We start from the raw sequence: 15,228 nt of genomic DNA, 5'->3' as shown, positions 1-15,228 counted from the left end.
AAGCTGGTTCCGGGCGCACTTTCGTAACAGCTGCGCGCATTCGGGTGCACCGGCCGCAGCTTTCCACATAGCAGTCCCGGCCTGTGACCGGTGTCAGGGGGTGCTGGGATACTGAATCAATGGCCGATAACCAGTACACGTCCACCCTTGCCACTACCGCCGTTGCAGACATGGAAGGTCCCGGGACGCCGGGCACCGCCACCCACGCTCAAGCCCTCGAGGTCCTTCGCGGCCTGGTGGGGCATCCCGATGCGGTGTTCCACGACGGGCAGTTTGAAGCCATTGAGGCATTGGTCGACGCCGGGCGGCGGGCTTTGGTGGTCCAGCGCACCGGCTGGGGCAAATCTGCGGTGTACTTCGTGGCTTCCCTGCTGCTGCGGCGCCGGGGCGCCGGGCCCACGCTGATCGTCTCGCCCTTGCTCGCCCTCATGCGCGACCAGGTGGCCGCCGCTGCGAGGGCCGGGGTACGCGCCGTGGCCATCAACTCCGCCAACCAGCTGGAGTGGGACACGGTCCGTGAGCAGTTGGCTGCCGACGAAGTGGACGTCCTCCTGGTTTCCCCGGAACGGCTAACCAATCCCACCTTCCGTGAAAACCAGTTGCCCGAGCTTCTCCGTCGGACCGGCCTGCTGGTCATCGACGAAGCCCACTGCATCTCCGACTGGGGCCACGACTTCCGCCCCGACTACCGCCGCATCGCCGACCTCATCACGCGGCTGCCGGATTCCGTGCCGGTCCTCGCCACTACGGCCACGGCCAATTCGCGGGTGGTGCACGATATCGAGGAACAACTCGGGGCAGGGGTCCTGACCATCCGCGGCGCCCTGGGCCGCGATTCGCTCCGGCTCGGCGTCCTGTCACTTCCTGATTCCAAAGCGCGCCTGGGCTGGCTGCTGACGCACCTCGCAGACCTCCCCGGCAGCGGCATCATCTACACCCTGACGGTGTCCGCAGCGGAGGACACCGCCAGGCTGCTGGCCGAGGCCGGGCACCACGTGCTCGCCTACACCGGCCGGACCGATCCGGCCGACCGGGAAAGGGCGGAGCAACTGCTGAAGGACAACGAGGTCAAGGCGCTGGTTGCCACGTCGGCACTGGGTATGGGTTTCGACAAACCGGACCTCGGCTTCGTTGTCCACCTGGGCGCGCCGTCGTCACCCGTGGCCTATTACCAGCAGGTGGGACGTGCCGGCCGCGGCGCCGCCAACGCAGACGTCCTGCTGCTGCCCGGCTCCGAGGACCGCGAAATCTGGCAATACTTCGCCACCGCGTCCATGCCGTCCGAGGAGAAGGCCGGGGCCGTCCTGACCGCACTGGCCGAGGCCGGAACGGCCCTGTCAACGGTGGCGCTGGAAGCCAGGGTGGACCTGCGGCGCACCCCGCTTGAGCTGCTGCTGAAGGTGCTTTCCGTGGACGGCGCCGTGGAACGGGTGGGCGGCGGCTGGCGTGCCACCGGGCAACCCTGGACCTACGACGCCGAACGCTACAGCCGGATCGCCGAGGCGCGCGTGGACGAGCAGGACTCCATGGTGATCTACCAGGACACCGCGGGCTGCCGGATGGAGTACATCACCTCGGTCCTGGACGATGAGACGGCCCGGCCCTGCGGCCGGTGCGACAACTGCGCAGGCCAATGGTTCCCCGTCGACGTCGCGGCCGAGGCCACGGCGGCCGCCGGCCAGACCCTGAGCAGGGCGGGCGGAGTCCTGGAGCCGCGCCTGCAGTGGCCCAGCGGCATGGACCGCCTGGGGGTTCCGGTGAAGGGCAAGCTCAAGCCCGGGGAAGGCCTTGCGGACGGGCGGGTCCTCGCGCGGCTGACGGACCTGGGCTGGGGCGGGGCCTTGCGGGAGCTGTTCGCCTCCGGCGCGGAGGACCGGGCGGTGGATCCCGGCATGCTCCAGGCCTGCGTGCAGGTGTTGCGCGAATGGGGCACCGGGGATGCCCGGAACCCGGGGTGGAGCGGAGCCGGCAGGCCGGCTGCGATCGTCAGCATCCCTTCCCGGAGCAAACCGCAGCTGGTGGGTTCGCTGGCCCGCGGGATCTCGGATATCGGCCGCATCCCCTACCTTGGCGAGCTGCAGTTGGCGCACGGCGGTCCCACCGGCGGCCGTGGCGGGAACAGTGCGTACCGTCTGGCCGGAGTGTGGGACCGGCTGGTGGTGGGGCCGGAACTTGGGGCCGCGCTGCAGTCCGTCCAGGGCCAGCCGGTCATGCTGATTGACGACCTCGTGGACAGCCGGTGGACCCTCACGGTCGCGGGGCGCGCCCTTGGGCAGGCCGGGGCGGGAGCGGTGCTTCCCCTGGTTTTGGCCCAGGCCGGCTGACGGCAGCGCCGGCGTGCCGCGGCAGGAGGATGCTGTCCGCGGTGCTGGCCAGCATCAGGATGGCCATGGCAAGGAACGCGGCCCGGAATGGTCCGGCGGCGTCCTGGTGCCCGAGGGAAATCCCATCAAAGGTCCGGATCAGCAGGGCTGCGACGGCGATTCCCGATCCCGTGGCAAGCTGCACCAAGGTCGCCGACACCGTGTTGGCGGAGGTGAGCTGTGCCGGCGGGATGTCCGCGTACTGCACGGAGGCATAAGCCGAAAACCCGATGGAGCGGAACGCCCCGCTGCAGACCAGCAGTGCGAACATCAGCACTTCCGGGGTCTCAGGCGTCAGCAGGGCGCAAGCGGCGAAGGTGACGGCGGACGCCAGCGAGGCAAACACCAGCATCGCCTTGAAGCCAAACTTCCGGATCAACGGCGTGGTGGCCGGCTTGATGCCGATGTTGCCGATGAACACTGCGGCCACGAGTGCTCCGGCGTGCAGGGGAGTCCATCCGAATCCGGTCTGGAACATCAGCGGCAACAGGAAGGGGACCGAGCTGATGGTCACCCGGTACACGAAACCGCCGGTAGCCATGGCCCGGAAAGTGCGGGCGCGGAAGACTTGCAGGTTGAACAGTGGATGCGGAGTGCGCCGCATCCACAAAACGGCCCCCGTGAGCGCTGCGGCCCCGGCGGCGGCGCTGATCCCGGCCCAGGGCAGTTCGGGGTGGCTGCTGGCAAGTTCCAGGCCGGCCACGAGCGCTCCGACCCCGACAGTGGTCAGTGCCATGCCGGGCCAGTCCAAGCGCCGGCCGGGATCGCCCGGCGCCACCGGGACCAGCCGGAGCGAAGCCAGGAACGCGGCGGCACCGAGCGGAAGGTTGACCAGGAAGATCCAGTGCCAGGACAGGTAGGTGGTGAGCGCTCCGCCCACCAGCGGCGCGAGGACCGGTGCCAGGAGCCCGGGCCACACCAGGAACGCGGTGGCGCGCAGCAACTCGGACTTCGGTGTGCCGCGCAGGACCACCAGGGTGCCCACCGGAACCATCATGGCTCCGCCAGCCCCCTGGGCAATGCGGCTCAAGGTCAGGGTGGTGAGGTCCTGGCTGAGGGCGCAGGCGAGCGACGCCAGGGTGAAGACGGCGATTGCCAGGCAGAAGATCCGGCGGGCACCAAACCGTTCTGCCAGCCAGCCGCTGAGGGGGATGCCGATGGCGACGGTCAGCAGGTACGCGGTCATGGTGATGTTCACGTCCGCGGCGGCGATGGCGAAGTCCGCGGAAATGCTGGGGATGGCGGTGGTGAGGACCGTTCCGTCCAGGAACTCCATGAAGAAGGTCGCCGCCACCAGGAGTGCCAGGCGAGGATTCCATGCCGTCCGGGTGCCCTCGGGCCGGGGTAAGTTGCTGCGTGCCGCCATGGGCCAATCCTGCCACCGCGCCCGCAGGCACCGCTCGCCACGTCCGGCTGCCGGACAGCGTTTTCCAGACGGGCGGGGCGTAACGTCCGCCGTATCAGAAGAGTGTTCGCGACTTCAACCCCTCAAGGTGCGGATGCGCGAACCGGCTTAGGACTGGCCCGGGGCGCCCCCGGTGCCGGGTCCGGAAACGCAAAAGGCCCCGGTCCAGGGACCGGGGCCAAACGCGGAGACGGGGGGATTTGAACCCCCGGTCGAGTTTAACCCCGACCCTTCATTAGCAGTGAAGTCCATTCGGCCGCTCTGGCACGTCTCCAATTGCTATTCCTAGCCCACCAAGGATACGCAGATCCGGCCATGCAGTGCAAAACGGTGCCCGGCCGGGCAAACCCGACGGCCGCAACGGCGCCACCCCTCGCAGTCGGGCCCGGGATGCCGGTGCAGGGAGGTCCTAGGGGAGGCGTTGCTCGGCGCGGACCATCCGGATTTCCGGCAGGTCCTCCCAGTCCGCCAGGACATCCCGTGCGCCGTCAGGTTCAAAGCCGAAGCGGCGGTAGAAACCGATGGCGTTGCTGTTCGCTGCCGCCACCCAGAGGCTCGCCGCCTGGGTGCCCAGCGCAGCGGTCAGCAGTCGGCCGCCAAGGCCGAGGCGCTGGTGCGAGGCCAGCACATACAACCCCCACAGCTCCAGGTCGCCGGAAGCCGGCGGCGGGTGCCCCTCGGGGGAACCCGGGGCGGGCAGCCGCCGCCGTCCGGCGAAACCGACCACCGTTGCGCCGTCGCAGGCCACCCACGCCTCGGCGGGGTCCGGGCGGTCCAGCAGGTGCCGCCACAGGGCAAGCCGGCCGGCGGGATCCACCGAGGCAAGGAAGGCATCAGTCAACATGCCCCGGTACGTTTCCCGCCAGCAGCGGATGTGTACCTGGGCCAGCTGCTCGATGTCCCCGGCCACAGCCCTGCGGACCGCCACCCCGGCCGCCATTCAGCCCGCCAGCGCCTTCCAGAGGAAATGCTGGCTGCGGGCCTGGAGCGCGGCAGCCTGCCGGTTGTCGGAGGCGCCGGCGTGGCCGCCTTCCAGCGCTTCGTGGAACCACACGTTCGGGATCCCCATTGCCAGCATCCGGGCGGCCATCTTCCGGGCCTGGACCGGGCCCACCCGGTCGTCCGAGGTGGCCGTCCAAATGAAGGTTTCCGGGTACTCCACCGCGTCCTTGAGCAGGTGGTACGGCGAAAAGGTCCTGATGTACTCCCACTGCTCGGGAACATCCGGGTCGCCGTATTCGGCGATCCAGGAGTGCCCGGCGGACAGCTTGGTGTAGCGGCGCATGTCCAGCAGCGGCACACCGCAGGAGACCGCCCTGAAAAGTTCCGGATACCGGGTGAGCATGTTCCCCACCAGCAGGCCGCCGTTGGAGCCGCCCACGCAACCGAGCCGCCGCGGAGAGGTCACTCCGCGTGAGATCAGGTCCCGGGCCACCGCTGCGAAGTCCTGGTAGGCCTTGTGCCGGTTTTCCTTCAGTGCGGCACGGTGCCAGGCCGGCCCGTACTCGCCGCCGCCGCGGATGTTCGCCACCACGTACACCCCGCCGCGCGAGTGCGGCGCCCTCCCGTCGCTGCCGTCCGACAAAGCCGTCCGCCGCTCCAGCCAGGCCCTGCCGACCGTGCCGCTGTACGCGGGCGTCCGGGAGACCTCAAACCCGCCGTAGCCGGAGAGCTGGGTGGGGTTCTGCCCGTCCAAGGCCAGCCCGCGCGGGGCTACCTGGAAATACGGGACCCGGGTGCCGTCGTCGGACACGGCGAAGTGCTGCTCCACCTCATAGTCGCCGTCAGCGAAGAACGACGGCGAGGCCTTGATGGCGGCGTGCCGGCTCACCACGCCGGGCGCTCCGTCGCCCGCCCTGTCCGGGGCGCTCCGCTCCAGGGTGCCACGCATGAGGGTGGTGGGGGTGGTGAAGCCCGTGGCGATGAGCCAAAAGTCATCGCCTGCGCCGCCGTTGGCCGGTTCGTCGTCCTCGTCGTCCACGGCGTAGGCGTTCACGTCGTGCAGCGGCGGGCACGCGTCCAGGGGCGTGGCCGCCCAGCCGCCGTCGGCCGGCCGGGAGGGATCCAGCACCCGGATCTCGGAGGAAACGTCCCTGAGCAGGTTGAGCAGCAGGAAGTTGCGGGTCCAGCTCCAGGACTGCAGCGAGGTGTGGGCATCGGGCGTGAACAGGACCGTGAGTTGCCGGTTGCCCGCGAGGTAGTCCTCGAACCCGGCCGCTAGCAGGGCCCCGGACGGGTACGTGGTGCCGTCCACGGTCCAGTCCTGCTGCGGACGGAAGAGCAGCCATTCGCGGTGGGCGCTCACGTTGACGTCCGTGGGCACGTCGATCGGCACCCACTCGTCGCCCCGCAGCGCCAGGTTGGTGCGGTTGAAGAAGTCGATGTAGTCCACCGCGAAGGTGCGCTCAAAGCCAGGGGTGGAATCGTGCGCCACGATGGCCATCATGTGGTCCTCGGGCACCTCGAACAGGCGTGGGGCGCCGGCCAGGGAACCGCCGCGCCTGAGGGTCACCGCGGTCCGGGCGTACGAGGACGCCGTCCTGGGCAGGCCGTTTGCGGTGGAGGCAACCAGCAGGGTGTCCGCGTCCAGCCAGGACACGTTGCCTTTGGCGGTCGGGAGGTCGAATCCGCCCTCCGCCGGATCCACGAAGCCGCGTGCTTCGACGTCGAACTCGCGGTACCGGTTCGCGTCGCCGCCGTCGGGGGAGAGGGCCAGCAGGGCCAGCCGGTAGGGCTCGCCCGCGGCCGGACGCAGGAACGTGGCGCCGTGGAACACCCACTCTTCGCCCTCAGCCTTGGCCAGTGCATCGATGTCCAGCAGGACGTCCCACTCCGGGGAATCGGTGCAGTAGCTCTCCCACGTGGTGCGGCGCCAGAGGCCCTTGGGGTTCTGCCGGTCCTTCCAGAAGTTGTAGTACCAGTCGCCGCGCTTGCCCACCATGGCGATCCGGTCGGTGGAATCCAGGACTTCGAGGATGCCCGCTTCCAGGTCCGTGTAGTCAGCGCCCTCGAGCAGGTCCTCGGTGCGGGAGTTCTGCTCTTTGACCCAGGCCAGCTGCTCCTCGCCGTAGATGTCCTCCAGCCAGACATTCTCGTCGACTGGTTCGGGAGCGGAGCCCGGGGACGGGGTAGCGGTGGTGTCCCGGCCAGGACCGGGAACGGACGCTTGATCAGCTGCTGTGGTGGTCATGCGCCCCATCCAAACAACATCCCCCGAGGCTGGCAAGTCAAGCGTGCGGGGCGCCGGTTGCCTTGAGCCCGTACGCTGGATGGCGTGGAATTATCGCAGAGCATCCGGGCCGTCATCATCGGCGCCGGCCCCCGGGGCACCAGTGTGCTGGAGCGGCTGCTCGCCCACACGGCCGCGGCGGGGCGCCCCGTGCGGCTGCGAATCGACGTCGTGGACCCGTATCCGGCAGGCCCAGGCCATGTCTGGCAGCCGGACCAGTCCCGGCTGTTCCTGATGAATACCCAGTCGTTCTATCCCACGCTGATTCCCCAGGACCCGTCGCTGCCGGCGCCGGTTGCCGGTACCACGTTCGATGAATGGCGGCTGAGGCAGCAGAGGGATCCGCTGCCGTCGCTCACCGATGACGAACGGGCCGAAATCGCGGTGCTGGGTTCGCGGGACTTCCCCAGCCGTGCCCTGTACGGCCGGTATCTTCGCAGCACCCTGGCGGACGTGCTCGCCAAGGCCCCCGACGGCGTCACCATCGAATTCCACGAAACGTCCGCGCTGTGGGCGCGCCCCACCGGGGACGGAATGTTCGACGTCGGACTGGCCACCGGGGAGAGCATCAGGGCCAACTCCGTGGTGCTCGCCCTGGGGCACATCCCGTCCCGCCTGAACCCGGAACAGCGCGACCTCCTGGATTCGGCCGCGCGGCTGGGTTTGCAATACTTTCCGCCCGCCGCGCCCGCGGATGTGGACTGGTCCCGGATCCCGGCCGGCGAACCTGTCCTGGTCCGCGGCATGGGACTGAACTTCTTTGACACCATGGGACAGCTCACCGAAGGCCGCGGCGGAAAATTCGTGTCCACCGGCAACCGGCTCGAGTACGAACCCTCCGGCCAGGAGCCTTTGATCATCGCGGCCTCCCGACGCGGCACCCCGTACCGCGCCAAGGCCGCCCTGGACGGCTACTACGCCCCCTCCGTCAGGCTGCGCTACCTCACCGAGGCCGCGATCGGGCGGTTGGCCAAGGCAGGAATCCGGCCCTCCTTCGACCACGACCTGTGGCCCTTGCTGCACCGTGACACCCTGTGGGCCTACTACTCCACGCTGGTGCGCTCGCAGCCGGGAGCGGTCCCGGACGCGCCGGCATTCCTTGCCGCGCTCGAGGAAGCCCTGCAGCCGCATGCGCACAGCGCCGTGAAATGGGAGGACGGCGTGGACAACGTCCTTGCCGTCCACGTCGGCCCCAGGCACCGCCTGGACCTGCTGGGACTGGCCGCTCCGCTGGCGGGCCGTTCGTTTGGTTCCCGGGCCGAGCACGACGCCGCCGTGGTGGAATTCCTGCTCGACGACGCACGCCGTTCCGCGCTCGGCGAGGACGATCCGGTCAAGATGGCCATCGGCGCCCTGCACCATGGACGCGCCGTCCTCAAAACGGCAGTGGCCGACGGCGGCATCACCGACGAATCCTGGGTGGCCGGACTGCGCGGCTGGTTCGAGTCCTTCGTGGAAGGCCTGGCCAGCGGGCCGCCGGCATTGCGATCCGAACAGCTCGCCGCGCTGGCCCGGGCCGGGGTGGTCAGCTTCGTTGGGCCGGACCCCAAATTCGGCGTGGACCGGAAGGCGGCCCGGTTTGCCGCTTCCTCACCGTGGGTTTCCGGGCCCCCCGCGACGGCGCGGACCATGGTGGAAGCGCTGGCCCCCGGCAACCGGGTGTCAGCCAACGAGTCCCCGGTCCTGGAACAGCTGCTGGCGGCCGGGCTGGTGCGCTCCAAACTGATGATGACTGCCGAAGGCGCCCCGGTGGAGTCCACCGGACTGGACGTGGAGCCCCACCCGTACCGGCCGGTGGGGGCCAACGGGTCGGTGACGGAGGGCTTGTTCGTCCTGGGATTGCAGCTGTCGTCGGCACAATGGGGCACCGCCATCGCCGCCGAAGCTTTCCAGGAGGACGGCCCCGCCTACCGCAGCGGCCAGCGCACCCTCCGCGATGCGGACGAAATCGCGGCGGCCATCCTCAACAGGGGATAACCCGGCCAGGGCTTGAACACCGATGCGCCATCACTTCCGCCCCCAAACCGTAGGAAGGGAACCGGAAGTGATGGCGCATCCAGTGGTGTTAGCCCCGCAGGCAGGCGCGGTACGCGGCCATGGCCTGGCCGTAGTTCGCCTGGCCCTCAAGGTCCGCGGGCCGGGTGGGCTTGACCGGCGGGACGCAGACCGGCTGCGACGGAGTGTCCGCCGCAACCAGGACCGCAGTCCTGACCACCGTGCCGGATTCGACGGCGGTGAGCACCAGGGTGCCCGTCCCCGCTGCAGCGCCGGCCGGCACGGCAAGGTTCACGGCGGCGGCCCCGGCGGCGACCGGGACCGTGCCCAGCTGGGTCACCGTGCCGGCGGAGTCCGTGAACGAGGCCGCCAGTGCCGTGTTCACCGGGCTGCCCAGCGACGTCAGGTCAAGCTTGGAGACCGTCAACGTGATGGGCTCTCCCGGCTTGACCCCGTCGGCAGTGGTGTTGGTGACAGCCACCGAACGCCGGGCGAAGTCGGGGGACACCGGGCTGCTCTTCTGGAGGTACCCGATCCAGGCATCCCGGTCCACCAGCCCGGAATCGCGGGTGTTGGTGCCTTCGGTGAAGATCCGGAAGTTGTCTCCGCCGGTGGCCAGGAAGCTGAAGGTTCCCACCCGGTAGGACTTGGCCGGGTCCAGCAGGTCGCCGTTCACCCGCACTGACGTGATCCGGTCACCGGCCGGGCGGGCGGCGTCGTAGGTGTAGTTGACGTTCTTTGACAGGCCCAGCTGCAGGTAGGCCCGGCTGGGAACCGTGCCGTCGGCGTTGGTTTGCCACTGCTGTTCGAGCAGCGTCTTGAACTGCGCACCGGTCAGGGACGTGGTCCACAGGTTGTTCACGAACGGCAGGACCGCATTGGCCTCGGCGTAGGTGATGGTGCCGTCCGGTGCGTAGTACAGCTCGTTGCGCAGGCCGCCGGGATTGACGACGCCGATCTCCGCACCGCCAAGCTCGGCCGGCTGCAGGGAAGAGAGCAGGGAGTCGGCCACCAGATTGCCCAGGGTGGATTCGCTGCCGCGGTCATCGCGCTTGGCACCACCGGTGGCGTCGGTGGTGAACGCCGTGGTGATGTCCTTGGTGACCGAGCCGATGGGCTGGTTGCCAACCACGGACGCGTCCGCAAGGGCCTTCTTGACGATGGCGTCGACGGCGGCCACGCGCGGGTAGGCAGCGACCAGGCCGGCGGCGGCGTCAGTGGTGCGCTTGACGTTCCCGGCCTTGTACCCGGTCACCTGCTTGGTGGCCGTGTCCACGGTCAGCTGGATCTGGCCCACGTTCTCACCGTAGTTGCCGGTCTGCACGATCGGCCGGGTCTTGCCCGCGGCGCCCAGCACCGGGGCGTCCCAGGCGTACTCCTTGTGGGTGTGGCCCGTGAAGATCGCATCCACCTCGGGGGAGGTTTCGGTGACCAGCTTGGCGAAAGGCCCGCCGGCTGCCACTTCCTGCTCCAGCGTGGCGCCTTCCGCCACCCCCGACCCGGCGCCGTCGTGGTCCTCAACGATGATCACGTCCGCCAGCTTCTCCGCCGTGATCCTGGCGGCCACCCGGTTGATGGCGTCCACCGGGTCGCCGAAGTCGAGGTCGGCGATGCCGGCGGGAGTCACCAGGGAGGGGACTTCCTGGGTGACGGTGCCGATCACGGCAACCTTGATGCCGTTCAGGTCCAGCACCGTGTACTCCGGCAGGACCGGCTCGGTGGTGCCCTTCTTGTAGACGTTCGCGCCCAGGTAGGGGAACTTCGCGTTGGCGCCGCCCGCGATGACGCGGTCGCGCAGGTCCGCCCAGCCGCCGTCGAACTCGTGGTTGCCCACGGCGGACGTTTTCAGCTCCAAGGCGTTCAAGACATCGATGGTGGGCTGGTCCTTGGCGACCGCGGACGCGAACAGCGAGGCGCCGATGTTGTCCCCGGCCGACAGGAAGGCCGTGGCACCCGGAGCTGCCGCGGCGCGGAGCTTCTCGATGGTCCCGGCGACCTGCACGGTGTTGGAATCGATCCTCCCGTGGAAGTCGTTGATGTTCAGGAGGTTCAGGTCAACGGTGGCTGGAGCTGCCGGGAGGTCCAGGCCCACCACCACGGGGTCGTGGTCGCTGGCGCGGAACTGGTTTGGTGCGTAGTAGTCGGTGACGTTGTTGTTGTAGCGGCTGTACTCCAGCGCCACGGATTCCACCGAGTTGATGTTCCAGATGTCCGCACCGGTGACCACCGCGTTGGCCGCCGGGGAGGCGAGGATGTGGTCCAGGGAGCCCACCAGGCCGCCGAAGAGGTACGAGTGCTTGGCCGTGCCGTCGGCATTCCTGGCCTTGTCGTCCTGGTTGACGTACCCTGCGCCGGTGAGGACGTTGATCGGGTCTTCCTTGCCGTACGAGTTGAAGTCGCCGATCAGGAACACCTTGTCGGTGGTCTTGGACTTCTGCAGCTCGTCGGCGAAGGCCAGCAGGGACTGCGCCTGGGCGGTACGGGCGAGGTTTGAATTTCCCTGGCCCTTGTCGGTGTCGTCCGGTGTGGCTGCCGAGCCCTTGGATTTGAAGTGGTTCGCGATCGCGATGAACTTCTTGTCATCAGGCGCGCCTACGGGCTTGAAAACCTGGGCCAGCGGCTTGCGGGCGCTGGCGAAGGCGACCGTGTCGTTGTGGATGATGGATTCGCCCACCGGCTCGGCGGCGGCCTTCTTGAAGATGAACGCTGTGCGGATCATGTCCTCGTCGGCCAGCGGGGGTGCGTTCGCGGGGGTGCGGACGTAGTCCCAGATGCCTGGGGTGGGGATGTTAAGGGCCTCCACCAGCTTGGCCAGGGCGTCGTCCCGGTTCTTGCCGAACTGTGCGGAGTTCTCCACCTCCATCAGGGTGACGACGTCGGCGCCGGACTTGGAGATGGCGGCCACGATCTTGTCCTGCTGGCGTTTGAAGTTCTCGGCGTTGGCGGCGCCGCGGACGTTGCAGCCGCCGCTGACGGTGATGGGGTTGCCTGCGCGGTCGGTGTAGAACTTGCAGCCGGCGATTTGGTCACCGGTGGTGGGGAAGTAATTCAGCACGTTGAAGGAGGCGAGCTTCAGGTTGCCGCCCACGGCCGCGGGGGCCTCGGTGCGGGTGGCGCCGAAGCGGGCCGGCTGGACGGTGGCCTTGTTGGCCTCCGTCAGGTGGGTCAGCGGCTGGAACTTCCAGGAGTTGTTGGCGTAGCCCAGCACCACGTTGGTGGTGAAGCTGACGGGTGAGCCCACCCGGACCGGATCGGCGGTGGTGAGGTAGGGCAGCACTTCGGCCTTGGTGGTGGCGTCCTTGAGGAAGTTGGTGCTGGACCCGTCGTCGAGCTTGATGCCGCGGGCGGCGTTGTCAGCCACGACGGCGGCGTACTCTGCCGAGCCGTAGGGTGCCACGGCGGTGGGCTGTTCCAGCGCGGTGGTGCCGCCGGCCAGGCCGATCTCGCCGTACTGGTTCAGGCTGTAGTTGTCACTGACGGTCATGGGGCCCTGGGGTGCCAGCAGCATGCCTTCCAGCGACTCGCGGAAGGCCTCGCCGGCCGGAAGCGTGAAGACGGTGGGCTTGACCTCGGGTGCGGCCTCGGACAGTTTGGTGAGGCCGGTGGCCGCCGTGACATTCAGCTGGGTCATCCCGTAGTACTCGGCAACCGTGCCCGTGACCTGGACATAGTCTCCGGCCTGGACCGATCCCACCGTGGCGGGCGAGAAGACGAAGATGCCGTCGGAGGCGGAGTGGTTGGTGGCGCTCAGGTCGCCGCCCGTGCCGGGGGTCTGGATGTAGTAGCCGTTCAGTCCGCCCGTGGGAAAGGCCGCGGTGACCTTGCCCTTGGTGGTGACGGCGGCTCCGGCCAGCGGGCTTTCGACGCCGGTGCCCTGAATTTCGGCGATGGTTTTGTCGACCGGGTCCGGGACCGGTGTGGGGTCCGGTGCGGTACCGCCGGAGGACGTGGGGGTGATGGCGGCGCTGAGCGTGAAGTCAGCGGCATTGCTGTTGCTGTCCGCGCCTCCGGTCCGGTTCAGGCTCTTCACGTCGGTGTTGGAAGCGGGTGCCGCGGCGGCCTTGGTCTCAAACGTGTTGGAGCTGCCGTAGCCCAGGAGGTCGGCCACGCCTGCGGGCTCCACCGCGGACCCGGTGGGAAGTCCGACGGCGGTGGGCTGCTTGGCGAGCACAATGGTGCCTCCGCTGCCGCCGAAGTTGAGCGCCCCGGCCACGAGGTCCGGTGCGGGCAGGTCTGCACCATTGGCGCCGTTGCTCCCGCCCTGCACCAGGTAGTAGCCCTTGGCGGGAATGGACCCCGACAATGCGGCGACTGCGCTGGGAGCGGCCGTTCCGGTGGCGGAGCGGTACTGTACCGACCAGCCGTCCAGGGAGACGGGCGCGTTGGAGCTGTTGTACAGTTCCACGAATTTGTTCTTGTACGCGGCGCCGCTGCTGCCGCCGCTCAGGTAGGCCTCGTTGATGACAACGGGGGATGTGCCGGCCGCGGCTGAGACCTCCGCGGCCGCCGGAACAGCAGCCAGCGGGGCTGCGATGAGCCCCGCTGACAATGCTGCGCCGAGCGCTGACTTCCAGGGTGTTTGATGCATCCGCTCTTACTTTCATTGAGGAGTACCGGGTGGGTGGTCCGGTGGGTGCGTCCATGCTTCATGGAACGGACTGGGCAGGAATGTGCCTGGCCTGTTGGTTGTCCAGGCACATGACAACAGCACTGAATGAACGCAAGGTTGCTGGCGCGTGCATTCGGTGGGGCGTTCCCCAGCGGAGCGCCCCACCGTCCGGCCCGGGCTTTTCCCCAAGCCCGTTCCGGAGATGCTGGTGGCGGGAGTGATGCTCGCCGGCAACCCGGGGGTGTGCCGGCAGTCACAAACGATACCCGCCAGTAGCATTGCGTCCAGGTGTTTGCGGCGGCTTTATCCAAAGAATTTACGTACCGGCAACACGGCCGGGCACGGGGACTTAAAGCAAAAAACCCCTGGCGGCCGGTGCCGGCTGCCAGGGGTTCCCTTGCGGAAGGTAAGAGATTCGAACTCTTGGTACGGGGTTACCGCACACTGGTTTTCAAGACCAGCTCCTTCGGCCGCTCGGACAACCTTCCTCAGCTAGTAGTGTTTCATAGGCACTTGCCTGCAACAAAACAGGCCGCGGGCAGGAGTCCGGTGCACACTGGTTGCAGCCAGGATTTGAATCAGGAACGGGAGAGGTCCATGAAAGCCGTCTACATCTCAGAACCGGGCGGCCCGGAAGTGCTGGAAGTCCGCGACGTGGATGCGCCGGTACCCGGCCAGGGCGAAGTGCTGATCGATGTGGTGGCTGCCGGCTTGAACCGGGCGGACGTGCAGCAGCGCCGCGGCTTCTATCCGCCGCCTCCCGGTGCCTCCGAAATCCCCGGGCTGGAAGTATCGGGCCGGATCTCAGGTTTCGGCCCCGGCGTCAGCAAGCCGTTCTCGGTGGGGGACAAGGTGGTGGCCCTGCTGGCCGGCGGCGGTTACGCCCAGCAGGTGGCGGTCCCGGCCGAACAGGTGCTGCGCGTGCCCGACGGGGTCGACCTGGTCACTGCGGCCTCGCTGCCCGAGGTGGCGGCGACGGTATATTCCAACCTGGTCATGACAGCGCAGTTGCAGCCGGGTGAGACGGTCCTGATCCACGGTGCCACGGGCGGAATCGGCACCATGGCCATCCAGTTGGCCAAGGCGTTTGGCGCCAAGGTTGCCGCTACGGCAGGCACGGACGAGAAGGTGGGCACCGCCAAGGCGTTCCTCGGTGCGGACATCGCCATCAACTACAAGGAAGAGGACTTCCCCGAGAGCCTGCGCCGCCAAAATGAGGGCAAGGGTGCCGATGTCATCCTGGACGTCGTGGGGGCCAAGTACCTTTCCCGGAATGTGGATGCCCTGGCCGACTACGGCCGGCTGGTGGTGATCGGCCTGCAGGGCGGCACCAAGGGGGAGCTGGACCTGGGGCTGCTGTTGAAGAAGCGTGCGGCCGTGGTGGCCACGGCGTTGCGGCCCCGGCCCGTGGCGGAGAAGGGGGCCATCATGAGTGCCGTCCGGGACGCCGTGTGGCCGCTGATCGTGGATGGCAGGATCCGCCCGCTCGTTGCCAAGACCTTTCCGCTGGACCAGGTCAGTGCGGCCCACAGCTATTTCGACAGTGGGGACCATGTGGGCAAGGTCCTTCTGGTCATGTAGGGAGCTAGATACTCAGTATTGCCAGGAACGTGCTCTGCCCGTTAGT

Annotated in this window: 7 protein-coding genes and 2 tRNA genes; 3 read left to right on the top strand and 6 right to left on the bottom strand. The window is 68.4% G+C overall.

Annotated elements, in window-relative coordinates; genetic code table 11:
* Positions 1-170 precede the first annotated feature (170 nt).
* Positions 171-2,324 (top strand): ATP-dependent DNA helicase RecQ, encoded by a 2,154-nt coding sequence (locus DC347_RS05810; RefSeq protein ID WP_206073890.1) that lies wholly within the window; start codon positions 171-173, stop codon positions 2,322-2,324.
* On the opposite strand, the gene DC347_RS05805 is transcribed toward DC347_RS05810, so the two are convergent.
* The 4 genes from DC347_RS05805 to DC347_RS05790 all read right to left on the bottom strand — a co-directional run bounded on the left by DC347_RS05805 (position 2,248) and on the right by DC347_RS05790 (position 6,958).
* The gene (locus DC347_RS05805) at positions 2,248-3,729 is read right to left on the bottom strand and encodes an MFS transporter (RefSeq protein WP_109044742.1); all 1,482 of its coding nucleotides are present in this window, start codon (positions 3,727-3,729) and stop codon (positions 2,248-2,250) included. The genes DC347_RS05810 and DC347_RS05805 overlap by 77 nt on opposite strands.
* Before the next feature lie 224 nt (positions 3,730-3,953).
* Positions 3,954-4,042, bottom strand: a tRNA-Ser gene (locus DC347_RS05800).
* Positions 4,043-4,177: 135 nt separating this feature from the next.
* Positions 4,178-4,708 (bottom strand): GNAT family N-acetyltransferase, encoded by a 531-nt coding sequence (locus DC347_RS05795; protein ID WP_109044741.1) that lies wholly within the window; start codon positions 4,706-4,708, stop codon positions 4,178-4,180.
* A complete protein-coding gene (locus tag DC347_RS05790; RefSeq protein WP_109044740.1) occupies positions 4,709-6,958 on the bottom strand; it encodes a prolyl oligopeptidase family protein in 2,250 nt (749 codons plus the stop codon).
* Positions 6,959-7,042: 84 nt separating this feature from the next.
* Between DC347_RS05790 and DC347_RS05785 the strand changes: the two genes are divergently transcribed.
* The gene (locus DC347_RS05785; protein ID WP_109044739.1) at positions 7,043-8,974 is read left to right on the top strand and encodes an FAD/NAD(P)-binding domain-containing protein; all 1,932 of its coding nucleotides are present in this window, start codon (positions 7,043-7,045) and stop codon (positions 8,972-8,974) included.
* Positions 8,975-9,062: 88 nt separating this feature from the next.
* Here DC347_RS05785 and DC347_RS05780 read toward each other — a convergent pair whose 3' ends face one another.
* On the bottom strand, positions 9,063-13,580 hold the full coding sequence (locus DC347_RS05780) for an ExeM/NucH family extracellular endonuclease (RefSeq protein ID WP_109044738.1): 4,518 nt from the start codon (positions 13,578-13,580) through the stop codon (positions 9,063-9,065).
* 421 nt (positions 13,581-14,001) lie between these two features.
* A tRNA-Ser gene (locus DC347_RS05775) sits at positions 14,002-14,089 on the bottom strand.
* Positions 14,090-14,198: 109 nt separating this feature from the next.
* Between DC347_RS05775 and DC347_RS05770 the strand changes: the two genes are divergently transcribed.
* The gene (locus tag DC347_RS05770) at positions 14,199-15,182 is read left to right on the top strand and encodes an NAD(P)H-quinone oxidoreductase (protein ID WP_109044737.1); all 984 of its coding nucleotides are present in this window, start codon (positions 14,199-14,201) and stop codon (positions 15,180-15,182) included.
* Positions 15,183-15,228: the final 46 nt, after the last annotated feature.

Origin of the sequence: Pseudarthrobacter sp. AG30 (assembly GCF_003116525.1) — a bacterium.
Lineage (GTDB): Bacteria > Actinomycetota > Actinomycetes > Actinomycetales > Micrococcaceae > Arthrobacter.
The sequence above is the reverse complement of the archived record's forward strand: the minus strand, read 5'-3'. Positions and strand labels throughout refer to the sequence as shown.